Origin of the sequence: Geomonas terrae (assembly GCF_004791675.1) — a bacterium.
GTDB lineage: Bacteria > Desulfobacterota > Desulfuromonadia > Geobacterales > Geobacteraceae > Geomonas > Geomonas edaphica.
Genome location: NZ_SRSC01000003.1, coordinates 296,635 through 318,291 on the forward strand (window position 1 = coordinate 296,635; position 21,657 = coordinate 318,291).

At 63.1% G+C, this 21,657-nt stretch carries 19 protein-coding genes; 14 read left to right on the plus strand and 5 right to left on the minus strand.

Annotated features, from left to right (window positions below; all coding sequences use genetic code 11):
• Positions 1-3 precede the first annotated feature (3 nt).
• From E4633_RS13075 to E4633_RS13085, 3 genes are read right to left on the minus strand one after another with little or no spacing between them, the layout of a single operon-like run.
• A complete protein-coding gene (locus E4633_RS13075; RefSeq protein ID WP_135870715.1) occupies positions 4-2,271 on the minus strand; it encodes a hybrid sensor histidine kinase/response regulator in 2,268 nt (755 codons plus the stop codon).
• Positions 2,268-2,711 carry a response regulator gene (locus E4633_RS13080; protein WP_135870717.1) on the minus strand — a complete coding sequence of 148 codons (444 nt, stop codon included), beginning with the start codon at positions 2,709-2,711 and terminating at the stop codon, positions 2,268-2,270. The genes E4633_RS13075 and E4633_RS13080 overlap by 4 nt, the downstream gene beginning before the upstream one ends.
• Before the next feature lie 12 nt (positions 2,712-2,723).
• Positions 2,724-4,805, minus strand: a complete 2,082-nt coding sequence (locus tag E4633_RS13085) for a sensor histidine kinase (protein ID WP_135870719.1) — start codon at positions 4,803-4,805, stop codon at positions 2,724-2,726.
• A 434-nt stretch (positions 4,806-5,239) separates the two neighbouring features.
• Between E4633_RS13085 and E4633_RS13090 the strand changes: the two genes are divergently transcribed.
• The gene (locus E4633_RS13090) at positions 5,240-6,157 is read left to right on the plus strand and encodes a PLP-dependent cysteine synthase family protein (RefSeq protein ID WP_135870721.1); all 918 of its coding nucleotides are present in this window, start codon (positions 5,240-5,242) and stop codon (positions 6,155-6,157) included.
• 91 nt (positions 6,158-6,248) lie between these two features.
• Here E4633_RS13090 and E4633_RS13095 read toward each other — a convergent pair whose 3' ends face one another.
• Positions 6,249-6,809 (minus strand): hypothetical protein, encoded by a 561-nt coding sequence (locus E4633_RS13095; protein ID WP_198419439.1) that lies wholly within the window; start codon positions 6,807-6,809, stop codon positions 6,249-6,251.
• Positions 6,810-7,136: 327 nt separating this feature from the next.
• Between E4633_RS13095 and E4633_RS13100 the strand changes: the two genes are divergently transcribed.
• The 8 genes from E4633_RS13100 (at position 7,137) to E4633_RS13135 (ending at position 14,380) form a co-directional block, all read left to right on the plus strand.
• Positions 7,137-8,006: a L,D-transpeptidase gene (locus E4633_RS13100; protein WP_135870723.1), complete on the plus strand. Its 870-nt coding sequence runs from the start codon at positions 7,137-7,139 to the stop codon at positions 8,004-8,006.
• A gap of 233 nt (positions 8,007-8,239) precedes the next feature.
• On the plus strand, positions 8,240-8,524 hold the full coding sequence (locus E4633_RS13105; protein ID WP_135870725.1) for a DUF3553 domain-containing protein: 285 nt from the start codon (positions 8,240-8,242) through the stop codon (positions 8,522-8,524).
• A 100-nt stretch (positions 8,525-8,624) separates the two neighbouring features.
• Positions 8,625-8,849: a hypothetical protein gene (locus E4633_RS13110; protein WP_135870727.1), complete on the plus strand. Its 225-nt coding sequence runs from the start codon at positions 8,625-8,627 to the stop codon at positions 8,847-8,849.
• A gap of 162 nt (positions 8,850-9,011) precedes the next feature.
• Positions 9,012-9,899, plus strand: coding sequence for a Rossmann-like and DUF2520 domain-containing protein (locus tag E4633_RS13115; RefSeq protein ID WP_135870729.1), 888 nt, complete (start codon positions 9,012-9,014; stop codon positions 9,897-9,899).
• Complete coding sequence (locus E4633_RS13120) at positions 9,892-10,977, plus strand: PAS domain-containing sensor histidine kinase (RefSeq protein WP_135870731.1); 1,086 nt, start codon at positions 9,892-9,894, stop codon at positions 10,975-10,977. The genes E4633_RS13115 and E4633_RS13120 overlap by 8 nt, the downstream gene beginning before the upstream one ends.
• Before the next feature lie 3 nt (positions 10,978-10,980).
• Positions 10,981-11,631 carry a response regulator gene (locus E4633_RS13125; protein WP_135870733.1) on the plus strand — a complete coding sequence of 217 codons (651 nt, stop codon included), beginning with the start codon at positions 10,981-10,983 and terminating at the stop codon, positions 11,629-11,631.
• Between the two features lie 148 nt (positions 11,632-11,779).
• Entirely contained in the window at positions 11,780-12,418 is a 639-nt protein-coding gene (locus tag E4633_RS13130; RefSeq protein WP_135870735.1) for a response regulator, read from the plus strand.
• Between the two features lie 240 nt (positions 12,419-12,658).
• Positions 12,659-14,380, plus strand: a complete 1,722-nt coding sequence (locus tag E4633_RS13135; RefSeq protein ID WP_135870737.1) for a methyl-accepting chemotaxis protein — start codon at positions 12,659-12,661, stop codon at positions 14,378-14,380.
• Between the two features lie 360 nt (positions 14,381-14,740).
• Here E4633_RS13135 and E4633_RS13140 read toward each other — a convergent pair whose 3' ends face one another.
• Positions 14,741-15,235 carry a chemotaxis protein CheW gene (locus E4633_RS13140; RefSeq protein ID WP_129126834.1) on the minus strand — a complete coding sequence of 165 codons (495 nt, stop codon included), beginning with the start codon at positions 15,233-15,235 and terminating at the stop codon, positions 14,741-14,743.
• A 336-nt stretch (positions 15,236-15,571) separates the two neighbouring features.
• Between E4633_RS13140 and E4633_RS13145 the strand changes: the two genes are divergently transcribed.
• The 5 genes from E4633_RS13145 (at position 15,572) to E4633_RS13165 (ending at position 21,656) form a co-directional block, all read left to right on the plus strand.
• A complete protein-coding gene (locus E4633_RS13145) occupies positions 15,572-16,036 on the plus strand; it encodes a pyridoxamine 5'-phosphate oxidase family protein (RefSeq protein ID WP_135870739.1) in 465 nt (154 codons plus the stop codon).
• 17 nt (positions 16,037-16,053) lie between these two features.
• Positions 16,054-17,139 (plus strand): butyrate kinase, encoded by a 1,086-nt coding sequence (gene buk, locus E4633_RS13150; RefSeq protein ID WP_135870741.1) that lies wholly within the window; start codon positions 16,054-16,056, stop codon positions 17,137-17,139.
• The gene (locus E4633_RS13155; RefSeq protein ID WP_135870743.1) at positions 17,123-18,607 is read left to right on the plus strand and encodes a phosphate acyltransferase; all 1,485 of its coding nucleotides are present in this window, start codon (positions 17,123-17,125) and stop codon (positions 18,605-18,607) included. Before buk ends, E4633_RS13155 begins: the two co-directional genes overlap by 17 nt.
• A gap of 89 nt (positions 18,608-18,696) precedes the next feature.
• Positions 18,697-19,458: a glycerophosphodiester phosphodiesterase gene (locus E4633_RS13160; protein ID WP_135870745.1), complete on the plus strand. Its 762-nt coding sequence runs from the start codon at positions 18,697-18,699 to the stop codon at positions 19,456-19,458.
• Positions 19,455-21,656, plus strand: a complete 2,202-nt coding sequence (locus tag E4633_RS13165) for an alpha/beta fold hydrolase (RefSeq protein WP_135870747.1) — start codon at positions 19,455-19,457, stop codon at positions 21,654-21,656. Before E4633_RS13160 ends, E4633_RS13165 begins: the two co-directional genes overlap by 4 nt.
• Position 21,657 lies beyond the last annotated feature (1 nt).

Sequence of the window (21,657 nt, forward strand, 5' to 3'; positions counted from 1 at the left end):
GTGTCAAATCCTTCTCGCCGCCTGTACCTTCAAGATCTCGCTGATGCGCTGCACCAGCCGGGAACTCTGGATCGGCTTCTGCAGCACGTTGGCCGAGATCCCCCTGCCCGCCAGCACGTCGTTGTCGTAGCCGGTGAGATAGATCACCGGCAGGGACGGGTAGAGGGCGTTCAGCCCCTGCGCGCACTCGATGCCGTTGATGCCGGGGAGGATGACGTCGATGAGGGCGAGAGCGATCCCGGCACTGCGCTGTGCCAAGGTCAATGCCTCCTCGCCGCTGCCCGCCGCGACGGGACGGTAACCCGAGGACGCCAGGGTGCGGATGAGGGCGTCGCGGACCGCCTCCTCGTCCTCGACCACAAGGATCAGTTCGCCGCTGCCGATCATGTAGCTCCCGGAGGTGGAGTTGAGCGCCGCCTCCGGCGTCTGTGCGAGCGGAATACAGATGAAGAATTCGGTCCCTCCCTGCGGCGGCGCGGTGACGGCGATGAAGCCGTTCATGCGCTGGACCGTGCCGTAAATCATGGAAAGACCGAGGCCCGTTCCTTTCCCCAACTCCTTCGTCGTGAAGAACGGTTCGAAGATCCGCCCCCTGATCTCCTCCGCGATGCCGTGTCCGGTGTCGCGCACCGACAGCAGCGCGTAGCTGCCGCTTGTCGCGGTGCAGCCGCAGGGAAGCGGCATACCCTGCGCCTCGACCAACTGCGTCGTGATGGTGATCCTGCCCGGTCCGGAAATGGCATCACGGGCGTTCGTCACCAGGTTGAAGACGATCTGCTGCACGAGCCCCGCGTCGGCTAGGATGTGCAGCGGCTCGCGACACAGCTCGAGCTCGATGGCGATGTCCTCGGTGACGAGCTTCGAGGCGAGCTTCCGGCTTTGCCCGAGCAGTTCGTTCAGGTCGAAGTTTGTCAGCTCCAGCGGGGTTTTTCGGCTGAAGACAAGGAGGCTCTTCGTGAGCGAAGAGCCGTGCTCGACCGCCTTCACGATCTCGTCCAGATGCTGCGTGGCCACGCCGCTGGACTGGTTCTCCACCGTCTGCAGGTAGGCGTTTCCCATGATCACCTGCATGATGTTGTTGAAGTCGTGCGCCACCCCGCCGGCCAGTTGCCCGACCGCCTCCATCTTCTGGGACTGGCGCAACTGCTCCTCCATGGTCCGCTTTTCGGAGATGTCCTCCTTGATGGCCATGTAGTGGGTGATCTCCCCTTCCTGGTTCCGGATCGGGGAGATGATGTCGTGCTCCCAGTACACCGTGCCGTCCTTCCTGGTGTTGCAGAAATCGCCGCGCCACACCTCCCCCTGGCAGAGTTTCTCCCAGAGCAGTTGCGGGTTCTTGCCCACCATCTCGTCCGCGCCGTACCCGGTCATCTCCGAGAAGCGGGGGTTGACGAATTCCACGGTGCCGAAGCGGTCGGTGATGACGATGGCTGTGGGGCTTTGGTTCACCGCCACGTAGAGCTTGCGCAGCGTCTCCTCGGAGGCCGCCAGGGCGCGCTTGACCTTCATCTCTTCGGTGACGTCGGTCAGCATGAACTGCAGGTAGGATGTCGAGCCTATCTCGAGGACCTCCGCGGAAGAGAGCAGGTCGAGCGTCTCGCCCGACTTTTTCCTCAGGCGCAGGGGCTGGTTGACGATGCGCCCCCTCTCCTTAAGATGCGAGACGATGGCCGGACGCTGCACGCCGTTCAGGTAGATGCCGAGTTCCGCCCCCGTCTTCCCCACCACCTCGTCATGCTCGAAACCGAGGATCTCCAGCCAGGCCGCGTTCACCTCCACCATGCGCCCGCTCTCCAGTTCGGCGATGCCGACCCCGACCGGGGCGTGGTCGAACATGCTGCGGTACTTGCTTTCGCTTTTAAGCAGGGACGCCTCTGCCTGCAGCCGGCCCCGGTGCTCGGCCGCCTCCTTGAGCGCCCGGGCGATGGAGGGGCCCAGGCGGGCGAGGTTGTCCTTGTGCACGAAGTCGGACATGCCCCGCTTCAAAAGCTCCACGGCCTGCTCCTCCCCCACGCTGCCGGAGACCAGGATGACCGGCAGTTCCGGGGAGCGGCTCCTGACCGCCTCGAGGGTCTCCTCGAACTCCATGTGCGGGACGTTGTAGTCGGCGAGTACGAGGTCCCAGGGCTCCCCGAGGCACTGCTCCAGTCGGTCGCGTTCGGCGATCCATGTGAAGGAGGCGTCGAAGCCCTGTCCCTCCAGATGGCGCTTGATCAGCTTGAAGTCGGCGGCACTGTCCTCGATGACCAGGATGCGAAGCTGAAGGTTCATTCGGGTCTCCCGGGCGCCTGGTTCACGGCCAGCCAGTAGACCCCCAGCTGGGCCACGGTCTCGGCGAACTGGGCGAAGTCGAGCGGCTTGCGCACGAAGCTGTTCGCACCCCCCGCGTAGCTCCTCATCCGGTCCTGTTCCTCGTCGGAGGAGGTGAGCATGACGATGGGGAGCAGGTGCGTCCTTTCGTCCTGCCGCAGGCGCTCCAGCACCTCGATGCCGCTCACCCGGGGGAGGTTCACGTCCAGCATCACCACCGTGGGGTTGCCCCCCTGGCGCTGGGAAAAGTCGCCTTCCCGCAACAGGTAGTCCAGGGCCTGCTGGCCGTCACGCACCACGAATACCTCGTTGGCCAGGTTGATCCTGCGCAGGGTGCGCAGGATGAGCTTCTCGTCCTGCGGGTTGTCCTCCACCAGCAGGATGGTCTTGTGATCCTCCATGCATGCCTCCTATCAGTTGGGGAGCCAGAAGCGGAACGAGGCCCCGTTACCCGGTTCCCCCTCCGCCTCCATGGCGCCGCCGTGGCGGTTGATGATGCGCTGCACCGTCGCGAGCCCTATGCCGAGACCGGGGAACTCGTCCTGTCGGTGCAGCCGCTGGAACGGTTTGAAAAGGCGTGAGGAGTGGCGCATGTCGAAACCGGCTCCGTTGTCCTCCACGCAGATGAAACGCTTGTCGTCGCGCTTCTCGGAGCGGACCGTTATGCGCGCAGGCTCCGCCCCGGCGGAGTATTTCCATGCGTTGGAAAGGAGGTTGGTGAGCACCACCTCGATCATGCGCTCGTCGCCGCTCACCTCGAGCCCCGCCTCCACCTGCCACTGCACCTGACGTTCCGGTTCCGCTCGTTCCAGCTCCCTGACGAGTCGCTCCGCCACCGCGCTCACGTCGATCGGCCGGCGCTCGAGGGTGCCGCGCAGGCTGCGCGAGAGCACGAGCAGCCCGTCCACCAGTTCGCCCATCCGGTATCCCGCTGTGCTGATCTCCAGCAGGTAATCGAGCCCCTCATCCGAGAGCTGCGCGGCGCAATCCTCCCGAAGCGCCTGGCTGAAGCCGATCATGGCGCGCAGTGGTGCGCGCAGATCGTGGGAGACCGCATAGGCGAAGGCATCGAGTTCCTGGTTCGCCGCTTTAAGCTCGGCGGTGCGCTGTTCGACGCGTATCTCCAGATCCTCGTTTAGCGCCTGGATTTCCTCCTGTGCTTGTTTCAGGCCGGTGATGTCCTCCGAGAAGATCACGATGCCGCCGATATCGCCGTCGGCCTTACGCCAGGGGCGGATCTCCCATTTTATCCAGTGCGCGGCGCCGTCGGCGCGAACGAAGCGGTCGCCCTCGGAACGAAGCACCTCTCCGTTCAACCCGCGGCGGTGCAGCTCCCGCCAGTGCTCCGGTATCTCGGGAAAGATCTCGTAATGAGACCTTCCCACCACATCGCCTTCGAGGCCGTAGTCTCTGAGCCAGCGCTGGCTCACGTGCAGGTAGCGCATCTGAGCGTCGAACATGGCAAGGGCAGCCGGGGCGTGGCGTATGAAAAGCTCCTGGCGCTCCTCGCTCTCCCGCCGCGCCGCAGTGGCATGCTCCAAAAGCTCGTGCGCCTCCTCGATTTCCACGATTCCGCAGGTCGCTTCCGGTTCCCAATGCACGAGGCTGCGTACCCCCCTGCCGACCCTCCGCGCGGCCAGGCTCCCGCACAGCACCCCCACCAGCGTGCTCGCCACGAGCCCCAGTGCAAGCATGATGGCGAGTTTTACCAGGGGTGGCTGGTAGGTGGCGGCAGGTATCTCGACCAATACCTTCCATGGCGCAACGGTGCTCGGTACCTCCACCCGGTCTACGGCACGCACTTCCTGGTGGCGCGGCGAGTTGCGCTGGGCGATGACATGCCCCTGGCTGTCCAGCAGTGAGATGGCCCATCCCGCAGGGAGGAGGCGCTGGTCGATGCGTTGCTGCAGCTGGCTCGACTCGAGAATCGTGAGCAGCACGTAGCGCGCCTTCCCTTCTCGCACCACCGGCACCGCGATGGAACAAAGCGGTGTCTTGCTAACCGGCCCGGTGAAGAGATCCCCCACCACCGCCTTCCCTGTGGCCGCGGCGAGGGGGGCTGCGGCCCGCCCCTTTGGCACCGGGAGCGGGGGGAGTTCTCTGCCGAAAGGGCGCCTCGTGTTGAAAAGCATCCGCATCGGCTGCCCCACACCGGCCAAAATGACGTGACTGCCGAAAAAACCGTTGAAGGACTGTGCCTCCCGGTACAGCTCTCCCCAGCGCGCCTCGTCGTCGATCAGGGGGGAATTCGCCAGCATCTGCAGAGCCCCGGTCCTCGCGGCGAGGTACTGGTCTAGATCGGTGGCGAAGTTGCCCGCGATGATCCCCGCTTGACGTCGATCCTGTGCCTGCCGGGAGCGCAGGGCGTCCACAGCGAGCCAAAGCGACAGCACGATAAGCGGTAGAACGCTGAGCCAGATGAGCCGTCCAAGGAACGAGGCGAGATGGATTCCTTTTTTGGCAGTGGCTTTTGTCTTTCGGGGTAGTATATGCATGTTCAATCTTTACCATTAACTGACACAAATTTGCGTGCCTCTCACTTATACCACCATTGCAGCTTTTTTCTAGTATTTTTAGAATCAATAATTTCGCATAGTCACGGATTTTGTGGCTTTAAATGACCAACTATTGTGGCGTTGAGTGTGTAGAGAGGTCGCTCTGTGTCGTCGTATATGCTAGTTGGTTCAGTTAAATGGTGGTTCATGTGTGTCTCGGCACATTAAATTGGCTTTTCGACTGCATGCGCGCCCGGTTACCGGTGCTCCATGACAGTGCCGGTCGGTTCCAACCCTTACGTATTAGTGCAAGTCTCGGACTGGTTGTGCGTGCCGGCGCAGTTATCGGTTGTTTATTATATATGGGGCGTGGTATGCTCTCACCCCGGCTGAGAAAGCTGGTCTTTTTAGACCGATAGAAAGCGAGGGGTACGTTGAAAGGGCAAAGCTTGATAGATTCCATCGGCTCGACACCGCTGGTCGAGATCGACTCTCTGGTCGACAATCCCGCCGTAAAGATCATGGTGAAGCTTGAAGGGAACAACCCCGGAGGGTCGGTGAAGGACCGTCCGGCGCGTCACATGATCCTCGCCGCCGAGAAGAGCGGGGAGCTCACCACCGACAAGGTGATCCTGGAGCCCACCTCCGGCAACACAGGCATTGCGCTGGCGATGATCGCCGCGGCGCGCGGCTACCGCATCAAACTGGTGATGCCCGCCTGCGTCAGCGTGGAGCGGCGCAGCGTGCTCGAGGCGTACGGCGCCGAGATCGTTCTCTCGCCGGGCTGCGAGGCGACCGACGGCGCCATCCGGCTCGCCCACAAGATCTACGAGGATCATCCGGACCGCTACTACATGCCGAACCAGTACGCCAATCCGAACAACGTCCTCGCGCACTACGAGACCACCGGGCCTGAGATCTGGCGCCAGACCGGCGGGGCCATCACCCACATGGTGGCGGGGATGGGAACCGGCGGCACCCTCATGGGGCTCTCCCGTTTCTTCGGGGAAACCGCGCCTCATGTCCAAGTGGTCGGCGTCGAGCCTGTGCTCGGGCACAAGATTCAGGGGCTCAAGAACATGGAGGAGGCCATCGTCCCCCCCATCTACGACGCAAGCGCCTACCACAGAAAGATCGTGGTCGAGGACGATGACGCCTTCGAGACCTCGAGGCGTCTTGCCGCGCACCACGGCATTTTCTGCGGCATGTCCGGCGGCGCCGCCGTCTTCGGTGCGCTGCGGCTCGCCGGGGAGCTCTCCTCCGGGACCATCGTGGTGATCCTCCCCGACCGGGGCGACCGTTACCTGAGCACCAACCTCTTCAAATCGATGTGCGCCCAGTGCCCCCCCTAGCTGCACCGCGCCCTCCGAAACGACAAAGCCCCGCGGCAGTCACTGCCGGCGGGGCTTTTTTTTCGTGCACAGACCTGTGTTCAGGGCGTACTCACAAGCTGAACTCCCGGTCCCTCCGTTGCACGGGGCGCCGTCTGATCGGTACGATGGCCATCCTCAACGCCGATGCGGCAGTCACCGGTGCCACCTCCCTTTCCTGGACCCGTTCATAACGCTCCTGCTGCTCTCGACGTTCCTTCAACCTTCGCTCCAACCACGCGCACATCGACCGGAAGGTCTCGATCTCCTTGATCGCCGCCAGGTTGCGCAGGTCGATGCGGATGCCGGTGGCGCGCTGCACCAGGAATTCCATGTCCCACAGGGCGCATTCGGTCATGTCGCCGGTGACAAGGTGCTGTTTGCACGGCAGGTAATCGGTGATGTTGTTGCGGAAGTATGTCATCTTTGCCACGCATAGTCCGTAGAAGCTGAAGACCAAGTCGAGAGTGGGACACTTCCTCATGCCGCGGTGGGTGACATAGGCGTTGGGCGGCCGGTTGCCGAAATTACGAACCCAGTACACCTTGCCGCTGATCAGGCACGGTTCCAGGCGGTACTTCTCAATCAGGTTCACCTTTTCCTCGGGGAGCTCCCCCAGAAGATCGTTTTTCACGAAGCCTCCTTTGGTTTGTTATTTGTAAAAACGATATGTGCTATCTGTAATTTAAATAGCAAGAACGGTGCCCATATTGGAGCGCCTTTCAACCGGTCAACAGAGTGGTCGCTAAATCGGGTACTTGGCTGGAATGGTTCCTGGAATGGGGGGGCGGTAGCTTCGGCAGGTGGGGCAAAAGACGTGGACGGTGCGCCAAATCCCATCTGGGGAGGAGAGATGTCCAATTAGTAGAGCCGCCTTTAACTTTCATTAGCCATCTGGTAAACTGAAATCGTCTCACAACCGGTGGCCAGCCGCTTCACTGGCTAAGGAACGAGGCGCATCATGAAAGCACTGGCCCGCGCAGTCTTAACCCTGCTGATTATCCTCGGTATCACCAGTATCCCCTGTTTCGCAGCCGACAAAATACGATCCCTGTGTGAAATCCATTACCCCACCGACTACCTCTATGAGTGGGACTGTGTCAAAGTCACCGGCAAAGACTCCCCTTACAGGATCTTCGGCAAACAGTGGCAGGACGGTCTGCGCTTCAACCGCATGGACCGGCGCCACTTCCTGGCCGGCATGTCGGTCAAGGTCCCCAAGCAGATGGAGGACATCAAGGAGTTCAACCCGATGCCCCCTTTTTACCTCGATGCAGGGAAGGAGCCCAAGGTCATCCTCATCGACCAGAACGAGATGTACCTCGGCGCTTACGAGTTCGGGACGCTGGTTTTTTCCGCTCCGGTTGCGGTGGGCGTTGAGGAGTTCCGCCTCAAAAACGGCTCCTACCGGGTCGATGCGGTAGACCCTGTTCATGAATCGAGCCTTTACCCGGTGGAGGGGAGCGAGCGCCCCTATCCCATGCATTACGGTCTTCGTTTCCACGTCGAGAAGGTGGGTGACGGCTGGACCTCTTACTGGATTCATGGCCGGGACCTCCCGGGGTACCCCGCCTCTCATGGTTGCATAGGGCTCTACGACGAGGAGATGCAGCTCGAGTATTACGGCGAGCCCGCCAAGCCCCTGCTCATGGACGCGAAGAAACTTTACAACTGGGCGGTGGGGGATGGTGATACCGGGGCCTTGCAGCGGGTGCACGGCCCCATGGTGATCATCATGGGCGAGCCGCAGATCCCGCCCGAAAAGCTGATGCCCGTCCCGGACGGTGCAGCCTCGCCGGAGATGCCGCGCCGGCCTGAACAGCCGCGGTGAAATCTGAAAAAAAGAATACTCTCATCTGTGCATTTCACGATTCAGGTGTATAGTTTCAACCGTGCCTGATCTCAGGCAAGCTTCCCGCAGCTCATAGTCACGTCTCTGATCGTTTTGATCTGTCTTCGGCAATCAGCTCCACTCCAGGTTAAGCAACCCATCGACCCCGTCCTTCCGGCCGAGTGGATCCGCGCGTCCTGGCGTGGCCACAACCATTCAGCGAGGAACTCGACATGAACGTCAAACGCGGCAGTGTGGTCAGTCATGCGATGGCGCAGCAATGGGGAACCGGCAAGGTGGTCGAGGTGAACGACTATATGGCCACCATACGCTTCAGCGACGGCATGGTCAGAAAGATCATCTCCTCGCACTTCACGGACCTGCGCCCAGCCGATCCCGCTACCTACACCCCCCCGACCAAGGTTAAGGGACGCGCGAAGGTGACGCGGGTGAGCACGAAGACGACTAAGGACAAGAAGCCGGCGGCCAAACCGGCCACGCGCCAGCCCGGTGCCTAGATGGCCATGAGGGTTTTGGCACTTGCTACGCCGTGAAATGCCGTCATAATCTTCTTCATGAAAACTATCGGTCGCCGTTTTTCGTGACAGGAGGAGAGCCATGAAATGCCCCGTGTGCAAAAACCACCAGCAGGTCGACACCAACCTACAGTCAGAAGGGTTCAAAGAGGGGATCACCGAATGCAGCGTCTGCGGCACGGTCTGGTCGGCCAACCACGGCGTGATCGAGATCGTCCGCGACTCGCAGGCCGAGTCCTTTCTACAGGCGGAAAGCGAATGCGTGGAGGGTGATGATTACAGCCTCAACATGGACGACGGTTCGTGACCCCCGCTCCGGCCTGGTGACAAAATCCCCCTCCTGAAGGGGGATTTTTCATTTCCGCGCAGTTTCTCTCTCCAATATGCTCCCCCACCTCAGGCGTCGTTGACACCCAAGAATAAGTTGCGTACCCTTTAGCGCGTCTGTCCACTTCATGAGGAGAGCGGGATGAAAACCTTCAGTATCATTGGGTGCGGCGCGGTCGGTAGGACGCTTGGGCGCCTTTTTCATGAGTCAGGGGTGCTTGAGCTTAAGGACGTGCTCACCCGTTCCGAGGCGACGGCACGCGCTGCGGTCGCCTTCATCGGGGGGGGACGCCCCGCGGCCGGCTTTGCGCAGTTAGGTCCGGCCGATTTGTACCTGATCACCTGTTCCGACGATGCCATCGCCCCTTGCGTGCGTGAGTTGTGCGCAAGCGGAGCGCTCGGCGCGCAGGCCCTGGTGTGCCACGTAAGTGGTGCCCTGGGGAGCGAGGTGCTGCACCCGGCGACGCAGTTAGGTGCGCTGGTGGCGAGCGTGCACCCCGTCAAGAGTTTCGCCGACCCGGCGGCAGCCGTCGGCGACTTCGCGGGCACCTGGTGCGGCGTGGAGGGGGACCGGCGGGCGGCGGAGCAGATGGGTGAGCTCTTCGAGTCGATCGGCGCGCGCGTTTTTTCCATCGATCCCCGTTTCAAGGCGATCTACCATGCCGGCTCCGTCCTCGCGTGCAACTGCCTCACTGCACTTCTCGAAGTGTCGGTCACGGCATACGGGAAGGGGGGGCTTGACCGCGAGACCGCGCTGCAGGTGATGGAGCCGCTCGTGCGGGGTACCGTGGAAAACGTTTTCCGGTCCGGGACCGTCGCAGCACTCACCGGTCCCATCGCCCGCGGGGACGCGGCCGTGGTGGGAAGGCAACTGCGCGCCCTGGACGCATGGGACCCGGAAGTAGCCCTCGTCTACCGCTCCCTTAGCGCGGTCGCCCTTGAACTGTCGCGTCGGCGTGGTCAGGCGGGGGAGGAGGGGCTCGAGAGCATCGAGGCGCTTCTGGCCGACACCGGGGAAGACGATGCCTGAGACGGCAGCGGGAGGACGGAGAAAAAGCGACGAGATCCTGCAGGCGATGCTTAAAGGCACGCCGGACCTCGTGTATGCCAAGGACCTCGAGGGACGTTACCTTTTGATCAACGAACGGGCCGCCCGGATGTACGGCAGGTCCGCAGAGGAGATCGTGGGGGTGGACGACAGCGCGATCTTTCCGGATGAGGTGGTGCAGGTGATACGTGAAAACGACCACCACGTCATCGCCACCGGTAAGAACGCAACGGTGCAGGAGTCCTTCACCGACGCGGCCGGGGTCGAGCGCATCTTCCTCGCCACCAGGGGGCCGCTCTTCGACCATGGCGGTGCCGTCACCGGCCTCTTCAGCATCTCGCGCGAGATAACCGAGCAGGTGCGGGCGCAGGAGGCGCTGCTCGTCAACCAGGAACAGCTGAGGGAGCTTGCTATCGAGCTCTCCCTGGCCGAGGAGAAGGAGAGGCGTCGCATCGCCTCGGAGCTCCACGACGAGATCGGACAGAACCTGTCGCTCGCAAAGCTCAAGCTGAGCGACCTCGGTTCGGATGAGAAGCTTCCCGGAGGTGCAACGCGGACGGTCCGTGAAGTGGTGAGCCTTTTGGAGCGTGCGATACGCGAAGTGCGGACGCTTACCTTCCAGATCAGCCCGCCGCTTCTTTATGAGGTGGGGTTCGAGGCTGCGGTGGAGTGGCTTGCGGAGCAGTTTGAAACGAACTACCGGCTGCGCGTCTCCCTGGAGAGCGCGCCGGCCCCGTCCCCCCTGGAAGAGGAGCTGAGTTCCACCCTGTACCATGCGGTGCGCGAGCTCCTCGTCAACGTGGTGAAGCACGCCGGCGCGCGGCAGGTACGCATAGCGATCAGGCGGCGGGAGGGGCGCCTCGAGGTCACCGTGCAGGACGACGGCAAGGGGATCTCTCCTTGTGCCCCGCCCGCAAGCGGGGGCTTCGGCCTTTTCAACATAAGACAACGGGTGCAGCACCTGGGAGGCGAGGTAACGGTTACCTCGGGAGCCGGCGGCACGAGCGTTACCATCGCGGTTCCCGCTGGGGCGGCCGACGCTGCAGAAGGAGAGGAGTAAGCGATGATTCGCGTCATGATAGTCGATGATCACGGGATCGTTCGGGAGGGTGTCCGGATCCTTTTGGATAAATTCGAGGGAGTCCAGGTCGTTGCCGAGGCGGAAAACGGCAGGGCCGCGCTCGAACTCGCGGCAGGCGCCTCGCCGGACGTGGTGCTCATGGACATGAGCATGCCCGGGATGAACGGCATCGAGACCACGCAGCGTATGGCCGATCTCTTCCCCGCCGTCAAGGTGCTCATCCTTTCGATGCACAAGGACCGGCGCTTCGTCGCCCAGGCCTTCAGGGCCGGGGCGCGCGGCTACCTGCTCAAGGACTGCAGTTCGGCGGAGCTGGTGAAGGCCGTCCAGACGGTGGCCGCCGGGGAGAGGTACGTCTGCTCAGGCATCATCGGCGTCGTCATCGATGACTACATAAGGCGGGTGCCCGACTCCTTCGAGCAGGCAGGCCCCGCGCTCACCCCTAGGGAGAAAGAGGTGCTGCAGCTTTTAGCCGAGGGACACAACGCGAAGACCATCGCGTTCCTGCTGAAGATCAACGTGAAGACGGTCGACACCCACCGCCAGCAGATCATGAAGAAGCTGAAGCTTTTCTCCATCGCGGATCTCACCAAGTACGCCATAAGGGAGGGGGTCACCAGCATCGACCACTGATGCCGCCCACAGGTGCGTCCGGCAAAGCCGGCTCTCAGTAAAAACCCCATCCGACTGTCATACAAACCCCTATATCGTCGTCGGCCCCATTTTGTTAGAGTGCCTCTCATTTGGGAACTGCAACTTACAAACCGAGACGACCGCGACGATGCAGACAACGAAGATTATCCTAGCCGACGATCATACCCTGATCCGCCAGTGCATCGGTGCCATCCTTGAAAAAACCCCCGGCGTGGAAGTGGTGGCCGAGGCCGCTACCGGTATGGAGGCGGTGCGACTTGCCTGCGAGCTGCAGCCAGACCTGGTCCTCATGGACCTGGTGATGCCCGATGGAGGCGGCATCGAGGCGAGCCGTTGCATCGTGTCGGCCTTTCCAAACGTAAAGATACTGATCCTTTCCTGCCACGGTGACGCCCGTTCCGTCCGCCAGGCTCTCGACGTCGGCGCCAGGGGATTCCTGGTGAAGAGCTGCGACGCGCAGGAGCTCCTCCACGCCATTAACGCGGTGGCCGAGGATGGCCTGTACCTGAGCCCCGTCCTCTCCGAGGTTCTAGGCATCGACCTTCCCACCGGCCGCATGGAGAAGTCTCCCCTGAGCCAGCGCGAGGAGGAGGTCCTCACGCTTATCGCGAGCGGGAAGACGTCGCGCGAGGTGGCGGCACTTCTTGAGATCAGCCCCAAAACGGTCGAAACCCACCGCATGCACATCATGAAGAAGATTAACCTGACCAGTATTGCAGGACTCACCAAATATGCGATAAGACAGGGGCTTTTGCCTCTGGATTAGCGTCGCTTCCCGATTCCCCACTTTTGTTCGCTCCTCTTAAGACTCCGGCCGCATGTGCTTGCGACGTGCGCACCTCTCTTTGATCGCCTGCTGCGCTCCTCCCCAAGTCTCGGCCAAAAAACCGCCTTTTCTCAGTATTTTTCTGATACATCGTTCCCGCCCCGCGTCGATGAAGCAAACGACACCACCGGACGCTGTTTCCGGCTGGATCATAAAACCTTTGCAGAAGACGGAGCGCACATGAAATGGTTCACCAACCTGAAGGTCAGCACCAAGTTAGTCTTGGCTTTCGTAGCAGTCTGTATCATCACCGCGGCGGTCGGCCTGCTCGGCATCCGCAACATGGGCACCATCAACGACATGGCCGATGCGATGTACGCCAGGGAGTTGCTGGGGCTCTCCTACGTCAAGGAAGCTAACATAAACCTGATCTACATCTCCCGCGCCGAGAAGAACTTTCTCCTCGCGACGAGCCATCAGGAGCGCGAGAAGTACCTCGGCAACATGAAGAAGTACAAGGCGGGGTACAAGGAGTGGCTGGACAAGGCGCGTCCCCTGTTCACAACCGAGAAGGCAAAGGAGATCCTGAAACGACTGGAGGCGGCCAACGAGGAGTGGTTTGCCGTTCAGCAGAAGGTGATAGAGCTCGGTGCCACTGACAAGCTTAACGACAGCACCGCTTCGGTGACGCTCTCCTTCGGCGAGGCGCGGACCAAGCAGACGGTGGTTGACGATACCCTGACCGAGCTTGCGCGGCTCAAGGAGGCCAACGCCAAGGAGGCGTCCGATGAGACCACTAGGATCTACCAGTCGAGCATGAAGGTGATGGTGGGACTGGTGGCAGGCGGCGTGCTGCTCGGACTGATCCTGGGGATCGTCATCTCCAGGATGATCAGCGTGCCGCTCAGGCGCGGCGTCGAGTTCGCCTCGGCGGTGGCGGGGGGCGACCTGACCCAGACCATCGACGTCGACAGTAAGGACGAGGTGGTGCAGCTTGCTGCGGCGATGAACGGAATGGTGGCGAAGCTGAGGGGGATCGTAGCCGAGGTGAAGAGCGCCTCCGACAACGTCGCCTCCGGAAGCCAGCAGCTCTCCTCCGGGGCCGAGGAGATGTCGCAGGGGGCCACGGAGCAGGCGGCTTCGGCAGAGGAGGCGTCGTCCTCGATGGAAGAGATGTCGTCCAACATCCGCCAGAACGCAGACAACGCCATGCAGACCGAGAAGATTGCGGTGAAATCGGCCCAGGACGCCCGCGAGGGGGGGCAGGCGGTTCAGGAGACGGTCGGCGCGATGAAGGAGATCGCGGGAAAGATCACCATCATCGAGGAGATCGCGCGGCAGACGAACCTCCTGGCGCTGAACGCCGCCATAGAGGCGGCCCGGGCGGGTGAACACGGCAAGGGATTCGCCGTCGTCGCCTCCGAGGTGAGAAAACTGGCCGAGCGGAGCCAGAAGGCCGCGGCCGAGATCAGTGACCTTTCCGCCAGCAGTGTGGATGTGGCGGTGAAGGCGGGCGACCTCCTCGCCAAGATGGTTCCGGACATCCAGAAGACGGCGGAGTTGGTACAGGAGATCAGCGCGGCAAGCAGGGAGCAGGACACCGGCGCGGACCAGATCAACCGCGCCATCCAGCAGCTGGACCAGGTGATCCAGACAAACGCCGGTGCCTCCGAGGAGATGGCCTCCACCGCCGAGGAACTCTCGAGTCAGGCGGAACAGCTGCAGACTGTGGTCGCCTTTTTCAAGATCGACGACTATGCAAGGCGCGTCGCCGCGAAGCCCGCGAGGGTAGGTGGGGCTCAACAAGGGAACGTCAACGGCGCTGCGGGGCAGGGTAAGAAAATGACCCGCTCGAAGGGCGTTGCCGGCGGCGCCCAGGGGATGACCAAGAAGGCGGTCGGCCACGACATCGACCTCTCCGACGCGAAGGAGATGTGCGACTCAGATTTCGAGCAGTACTGACTCCCACTTTAATGGGCGCCCGAGGGTTGCCTGCCATGCGATGCCGACGAGCGCCTCTTTCGAGGCGCTTTTTTTTATCCTGTTCAGCAACGAGTGCGTTGAAACGCTTTGCCGGGATAGACCGCGCCTCCCCCCGTAGGGTGAAGGATGGGAGAGGGGAGGCCGGAAAGGGGAGGGGCGGGAGGCGAGCTGCCGTGCGCCTCCCTCTCAGGCCGACTCCTCCGTGGCTATTCCCTCGAAACGCCTCATGACCGCAGTCGGGGCGAGGACTCCTGGCATCCTGCCCGGCGTAAAGCACGAAAAAAAGGGCAGGCGCCTTCCGGCGCGCTGCCCTTTCGCGGTCGATGATCTTATTAAGTCTTACGCCGCCTGTCCCTCGATGTTCTGGACCAACTCTAGCTCCCCGCTGGTGAAGACCTTGTCGATGTCGAGGATGATGATGAACTGTTCGTTGTGCTTCCCCATCCCCTTGATGAAGTCGGTGTTCAGCTTGGTGCCTATGCGCGGCGGCGGCTCGATCTGGTCCGGCTCCAGGTCCATCACCTCCTGGACCGCGTCGGCCATCGCCCCCATGACCACCTTCTCGCCTTCGAGTTCCACCTCGACGATGATGACACAGGTGTTCACGGTCTGCTCCGCCATTGCCATGCCGAACTTCAGTCGAAGGTCGACGACGGGAACGACGCTGCCGCGCAGGTTGATGACTCCGCGCATGTAGTCGGGGGTCTGCGGGACCTTGGTGATGGTTGTGAAATCCAGCACTTCCCGCACTTTACCGATGTCCAGGGCGAACAGCTCGTTCTCGAGCTTGAAGGTGAGATACTGGGTTGTTTCCGTGATAGTCTCGACCGCCATGTTTGCTCTCCTTTCTTTGTTTGACACAACCTGTCGTATTCAGGTTCGACGAGCCGGGGGCCCGCTCTGTCTCATGCATATCTATCGACATCTCGGACACTTGTTTGAGAAAAATGTGTGATGATTGGATGGTTATAATGTTGCCCTGCGGAGCGCTCGTATCTGCACCGGATCGAGGCGCTAGCATCAGTCCGATCAAAGAGAAGATCCACCAGGCCGACCCGCGAAAAACCCTAGACATTCTGGCCGAGTAAAGGCAATATTGGCGCGCCGAACTCTTGTTTATATTGCACGCCTTCTTCACAGCATTGTGAAAGAGCAACAGTGGAGGTTTTTATGGATGACATGCTGAGGAGAAAGGACCGGCAGCTTTCCGCCCAGGCTGCCAACGAACTGCTGGCGCAGGGTAAGATCTGCCACCTGGCGCTTGCAGCCCACGACGAACCGTACCTGGTAACCATGAACTACGGCTACCAGGACACCACCCTGTACTTCCACTGCGCCGGAGCGGGCAAGAAGCTGGAACTTTTGCGGCAGAACAGCCGCGTCTGTTTCACCGTGATCGCCGATACCAAGCTGGTCGCCTCGGAAAAGGCCTGCGACTTCACCATGAAGTACCGCAGCGTGGTCGGCTACGGAACGGCACGCCTGGTGGAGGGGCACGAGGAAAAATCCCGAGCGCTCGACGTCATCATGGCCCAGTACGCACCGGGAGAGTTCGAGTACACCCAGCCCTGCCTGGCCGCCACCACAGTCTTCGTCGTCGACATCGAATCCATGACCGCCAAAAGCAACTACTGATCCGACGCGAGGGTCACATGAACATCCTTGCCATCGACCCCGGCTCCACCTCGACCAAGATCGGTGTCTTTCGCGACGGAACGCTCACCAAGGGATCGATCGAGCACCCCCGCGCCGAAATGGAGCATTTTCCGTGCGTCATGGACCAACTCGGCTACCGCATGGACGCCATCCGTGCGTACCTGCGCGAGACCGGGGCGGACGGGGTCGCCTGGGATGCCGTGGTGGGGCGCGGTGGACTGATCCATCCCGTCCTGAGCGGCGTCTACCTGGTGGATGAGCCGCTCATCAAGGATCTCGAGGACGGGGTCAGCGGTGAGCACGCGGCCAACCTGGGTGGCGTGCTCGCCCACGCCGTGGCTTCGGGCAAGGGTGTTCCCGCATACGTGGTCGATCCCCCGGTCATCGACGAGATGTGGCCGGTGGCCCGGCTCTCCGGCATGGCAGGCATCGAGCGGCGCAGCATGTTCCATGCGCTGAACCAGAAGGCGGTGGCGCGTGACGTGGCGCGGGAACTGGGGCGGGACTACGCGGAATTAAACCTCATCGTGGTGCACATGGGGGGCGGCATCACCGCGGGCGCACACCGAAAGGGGCTCGTCGTCGATGTGAATAACGGCCTGAACGGCGACGGCCCGTTCTCCCCTGAGCGGACCGGCGGGCTCCCGGTGGTCGGGGTGCTCGAGCTTGTCGAGCGGGGCGCCTTCACCACCGGTGAACTGAAGGGGATCGTGGCCCGCCGCGGCGGCGTCTACTCCTACCTGAACACGGTCGACATGCGCGAGGTGGAGGCGCGGGTGCAGCAGGGGGACGCCGAGGCGGGCCTCGTGCGGGAGGCGATGATCTACCAGGTCGCCAAGGAGATCGGCGGGCTTGCCGCGGCGCTTTCCGGTGCGGTCGACGGCATCGTGCTGACCGGCGGGCTCGCTTTCGGTGCCGCCGTGGTGGAAGGGGTGCGCAGGAGGGTGGAGTTCATCGCCCCGGTCTTCGTGCGGCCGGGGGAGTTCGAGATCGAGGCGCTTGTCGACGGCGCGCTCCGGGTCATCTCCGGGGTTGAGGCGGCGCGGCGCTACGCGGGAGGGACCGATGAACATCGGGGCTAATCTGAGGGCGCTTCTCGCGGCGAAGGGAGTGGCGCAGGAAGAGCTGCGCGAGGCGCTCGGGTGGGACGCCGACACCCTGGACCGTGTGCTCTCGGACCAGCTCTCCCCCCGCATCTCTGAGCTTTTGCGGCTCGCCACCTGGCTCGGCGTCGGCATCTCGCGCCTCCTCGGCGAAGAGGAGGAACGCGCCAAACGGGCGGTGAAGACCGGCAGGAACGAACGGGTCGGTGTGGACCGGCGCGAGTTTCTCCACTACGAAAGCCTCGCGCATGCCTTCGCGGGACGCCACATCGAACCTTTCGTGGTCGACCTCTACCGCGCCCAAGCCCCTCCGGAGGTGAGCCGCCACCCCGGCGAGGAGTTCCTCTTCGTCCTGTCGGGGACGCTGCAGGTCACCGTGGACGGGGAGGTTTTTCATCTGGAGGAGGGGGACTCGCTCTACTTCGACTCGGTGCTCCCCCACGCGCTGGTATCCCTGAGCGAGCACTGCCGGATGGTCGCCGCGTTCTACAAGGGCGAGTCGATGCTGCAGCTCACCAAGGGGCACGGCATGAAGAGGGTGATCGAGGCGGCACGGCTCGCCCCGCGCCGCAGCCTGGTGCTCGTCTCACCTGACGCCGCCTCGATGAAGGCGGTGAACAAGGGGATCGAGGAAGGCATCCTGGAGCGGGTTTTCCTGGTGGGCGACCCCGCACGGGTGCGCGAGAGCTGCGCGTCGCTTCTCATCTTCGATAAGCAGTACCGGTTCGTCCCGGTCGCTGGCGACGACGACGGGCGCGAGGCGGCCCGCCGCGGCGTCGAGCTCATCGCCTCCGGCACGGGGGACCTCCTGATGAAGGGGGCGATCAACACCGCAGTCCTCATGAAGGCGGTGCTCTCCAGGAAGGATGGGATCGGCACCGGCAGGCGGCTCTCCAACGTGAGCATCTTCGAGCTCCCCGGCGTGGAGCGTCTCGTCTTCCTTACCGACCCCGCCATCAACCCCGAGCTCTTCGCCCACCAGGAGGCGTCTTCCGCCATCGACATCATCGACAACGCGGTCCAGGTGGCGCGCGCCCTCGGCGTGGAACGCCCAAAGGTGGCGCTTCTCGAGGCGAACGAGGTCCCCTCCGAGAACATCCCGACCACGCTCCTCGAGCAGGAACTCTCGAACCGGGAGTGGCTGCATGCCGAGGTGAGCGGCCCGCTCTCCTATGACCTCGCGCTCTACCCCGACGCGGTGGCGAAGAAGGGGCTTCAAGGGAACCCCGTGGCCGGACAGGCTGACATCATCGTCGTTCCGCACATCTCCGGTGGGAACTTCCTCTACAAGAGCTGGGTCTTCACCATGGGGGCCGAGGTGGCCAACGTGGTGCTCGGCGCGAAGGCCCCCATCATCCTCACCTCCAGAAGCGACAGCGACCTCACCAAGTTCCTCACCATCTGCGCAAGTTCGCTCTACAGCCACTACCTGCAGCGGACCGCCTAAGGGGCAGTAATCGGCCGCTTTTCCCGTTTGCCTTGTCGCTCTCGGCCGGGTATGCTAATGAACGTCCTGACCACGACGGGAGAAAAGCCATGCCCACCACCCCGCTCATCATCGGCCACCGCGGCTCCTCCCGCGAAGCACCGGAAAACACCCTCGCCTCGTTCCGCTTGGCCTTCTCACAGGGCGCCGACGGCATCGAGGCCGACTTCCGTCTCACCCGCGACGGCCGTATCGTCTGCCTGCACGACGCAGGCCTCGCCCGTACCGCCGGGAGCGACCTGACCGTGGCCGGCGCCTCGCTCGCCGAACTGGAACGTCTCGACCTTGGGGCATGGAAGGGGGAGGCCTGGCGCGGCGAGCGCATCCCGACCCTCGCCCGCGTGCTCGTGCTCCTTCCCCCGGGCAAAAGGCTCTTCATCGAGGTAAAGTGCGGGGCCGAGATCATAGAGGAACTGGCGCTTGACCTCGAACGTGCCCATGTTTCTCCGGAGTCGATCCGCTTTTTGACCTTCGACCGTCACCTCGTCTCATCCCTTAAAGAGCGTCTCCCTGCCTACCGTACCTGCTGGCTGTGCGACTACCGCTGGCGCGGGGCGTGGCACCCCTCGCAGCGCGAGGTGCTCGCGACCCTCGAAGAGATCGGCGCCGACGGCCTCGCCAGCAGGGACCGCGCCATCCTGGACGTCCCCTTCGTCCGGCAGTTGCGCGACCGGGGGCTCGAACTCCACGTCTGGACCGTGGACGCTGCCCGCGCCGCCGAAAGGCTCTGCGCTCTCGGCGTCGACTCCATCATGACCAACCGCCCCGGTTGGCTAAGGGGCGCACTTGAGCGCCGGGTGGAGAGAGCATGAACCGCAAGGCCTACCTAGCCACCGGCCGGATGATCGCCATGCTGCAGGGGTTCTCCAAGCTGCGCGTGAACGTGCACGGCAAGGAGAACATCCCCGGTGGGGCGGTCATCTTCGTGGTGAACCACTTCACCCGCATCGAGACGGTGCTCCTCCCCTACCATATCCACCGGCTGGCCCGCGTGCCGGTCTGGTCGCTCGCCGACGCCTCGCTCTTTTCCGGACCGCTCGGGCGCTTTCTCGACCTGATGGGGGCGGTCTCGACGAAAAATCCAGACCGCGACCGGGTCATGGTGAAGACCCTGTTGACCGGAGAGGCGAGCTGGATCGTCTTCCCCGAGGGGCGGATGGTGAAGGACAAGGAGCTCTTCAGAAAGCGCGTGCTCCTTCCCTCGAGCGGCGTGCGCCCGCGCTCTGGGGCTGCGACCCTCGCGCTACGTACCGAGTTCTACCGGCAGCGCATGCTGAGGCTGCAGCAGGTGGCCCCGGAAGAGGTGACGCGCCTGCAGGGGATGTTCCAGCTTCCCGGGCTTGCTCCCCTTGCCAAGGGGCCGTGCCACATCGTCCCGGTGAACATCACCTACTATCCCTTGAGGGCCAGGGAGAACGCCCTCAGCAGGCTTTCCGAGCTCTTCCTCTCGGATGCCTCCCCGCGCCTCAAGGAGGAGATCCTCACCGAGGGGAGCATGCTCCTTTCCGGGGTGGACATCGACATCCGCTTCGGCAGGGCCATCGACCCCTCCGCCTACCTGACCGGCAGGGAGATCGAGGCGGACATCCTCTCCACGGCGAGCTACGGCTTTGACGATCAGCTCCCATCCCTGCCGGAGATGAAGCGGCAGGCGAACCGCCTCGTGCAGCGCTGCATGAGCAGCATCTACGACCTCACAACGGTGAACCACGACCACCTGTTCGCCTCCATGCTTCGGGCCTATCCCTTCCTGAGCATCAACGAGGACGATTTCCGCCGCCGGGTTTTCCTGCTCGCGACGCAATGCCTCCAGGAGACCACCTGCCATCTGCACCAAAGCCTCAGGACCAGTCAGGTTCCCCTTTTGACCGACGACCGTTACCACAAGTACCGCGAGTTCAGCGAGCTCGCCATCGAGAAGGGGGTGGCGGTGCGCCGCGACGGGGCGCTCGTGAAGGACAGGAGCAAGTTCTCGGCCCCCTTCGAGATGCAGCGTGCGCGGATCGACAACCCGATCGGGGTCATCGCCAACGAGGTGCTCCCGCTCACCACGCTGCAGCGCGAGGTGCACCTCATGGCGTGGCATCCCGCGTGGCTTGTGCGCAGGAGGGTGGCGGCACTGCTCGAGGAACAGGCGCTGGAGCAATACCGGGAGGATTACGCCACCTTCTTCCGTGAAGGGGAGAGCAAGGGGATCGAGGTCGGCGCCCCCGCCCTTTTGGAAGGAAGGTCGCGCGCCTTGGGCGTGGTGCTCGTGCACGGTCTCCTCTCGGTCCCGGCGCAGATGATGGAACTTGCGCGCTACCTGCAGGAAAAGGGGGTATGGGTCTACCTGGTGCGCCTGAAGGGGCACGGCACCTCCCCGGAGGACCTCGCCCGGCGCAGCGGCGGCGACTGGGTGGAGTCGGTGGACCTGGGCTACGCCCTCATGAACACCATCTGCGACCGCGTCGTGGTGGGGGGCTTCTCCTTCGGCGGCGGAGTGGCGCTTGACTGCGCCGGCCGGGTCGGCAAGGTGGCCGGTGCCTTCGCCGTCTGTCCGCCGCAGCGGCTCCTGGACGTCTCCTCCCGCTTTGCTCCCGCGGTCACCGTATGGAACCGCGTCATGGACGTCTTCAGCTACCAGTGGGCGAAAAAGGAGTTCGTCGAGAGCATCCCGGAGCGCCCGGAATTGAACTACGCCCGCATCCCGATAGCCGCACTGCGGGCGATGGAGCGCTTCATGGCCGAGCTGGAGCCGAGGCTCGCGGCGATCTGTGCTCCCGCCCTGGTGCTGCAGGCGGAAGGGGACCCGGTGGTCGATCCCCGCGGCTCGCAGCGTCTGTTCGAGATGCTAGGGAGCACCCGGAAGAAGTATCGGCGCTTCCCACTTGAGCGCCACGGCATCCTGGCCGGCGAGGGGGCGGGCGAGGTGCACGCCGCGGTGTGGGAGTTCGTCGAAGGGATCATGAAGGGGGGCGTCGAGGCGCCCAGGCCGGCACCGGTGCGGGACACCGCCCAGGCGAAGTAGA

Bases quoted from the DNA above. Each gene is read 5' to 3' on its own strand.
- E4633_RS13075 (WP_135870715.1), bottom strand. From the start codon at position 2,271: ATGAACCTTCAGCTTCGCATCCTGGTCATCGAGGACAGTGCCGCCGAC.
- E4633_RS13080 (WP_135870717.1), bottom strand. From the start codon at position 2,711: ATGGAGGATCACAAGACCATCCTGCTGGTGGAGGACAACCCGCAGGAC.
- E4633_RS13085 (WP_135870719.1), bottom strand. From the start codon at position 4,805: ATGCATATACTACCCCGAAAGACAAAAGCCACTGCCAAAAAAGGAATC.
- E4633_RS13100 (WP_135870723.1), top strand. From the start codon at position 7,137: ATGAAAGCACTGGCCCGCGCAGTCTTAACCCTGCTGATTATCCTCGGT.
- E4633_RS13105 (WP_135870725.1), top strand. From the start codon at position 8,240: ATGAACGTCAAACGCGGCAGTGTGGTCAGTCATGCGATGGCGCAGCAA.
- E4633_RS13110 (WP_135870727.1), top strand. From the start codon at position 8,625: ATGAAATGCCCCGTGTGCAAAAACCACCAGCAGGTCGACACCAACCTA.
- E4633_RS13115 (WP_135870729.1), top strand. From the start codon at position 9,012: ATGAAAACCTTCAGTATCATTGGGTGCGGCGCGGTCGGTAGGACGCTT.
- E4633_RS13120 (WP_135870731.1), top strand. From the start codon at position 9,892: ATGCCTGAGACGGCAGCGGGAGGACGGAGAAAAAGCGACGAGATCCTG.
- E4633_RS13125 (WP_135870733.1), top strand. From the start codon at position 10,981: ATGATTCGCGTCATGATAGTCGATGATCACGGGATCGTTCGGGAGGGT.
- E4633_RS13130 (WP_135870735.1), top strand. From the start codon at position 11,780: ATGCAGACAACGAAGATTATCCTAGCCGACGATCATACCCTGATCCGC.
- E4633_RS13135 (WP_135870737.1), top strand. From the start codon at position 12,659: ATGAAATGGTTCACCAACCTGAAGGTCAGCACCAAGTTAGTCTTGGCT.
- E4633_RS13140 (WP_129126834.1), bottom strand. From the start codon at position 15,235: ATGGCGGTCGAGACTATCACGGAAACAACCCAGTATCTCACCTTCAAG.
- E4633_RS13145 (WP_135870739.1), top strand. From the start codon at position 15,572: ATGGATGACATGCTGAGGAGAAAGGACCGGCAGCTTTCCGCCCAGGCT.
- buk (WP_135870741.1), top strand. From the start codon at position 16,054: ATGAACATCCTTGCCATCGACCCCGGCTCCACCTCGACCAAGATCGGT.
- E4633_RS13155 (WP_135870743.1), top strand. From the start codon at position 17,123: ATGAACATCGGGGCTAATCTGAGGGCGCTTCTCGCGGCGAAGGGAGTG.
- E4633_RS13160 (WP_135870745.1), top strand. From the start codon at position 18,697: ATGCCCACCACCCCGCTCATCATCGGCCACCGCGGCTCCTCCCGCGAA.
- E4633_RS13165 (WP_135870747.1), top strand. From the start codon at position 19,455: ATGAACCGCAAGGCCTACCTAGCCACCGGCCGGATGATCGCCATGCTG.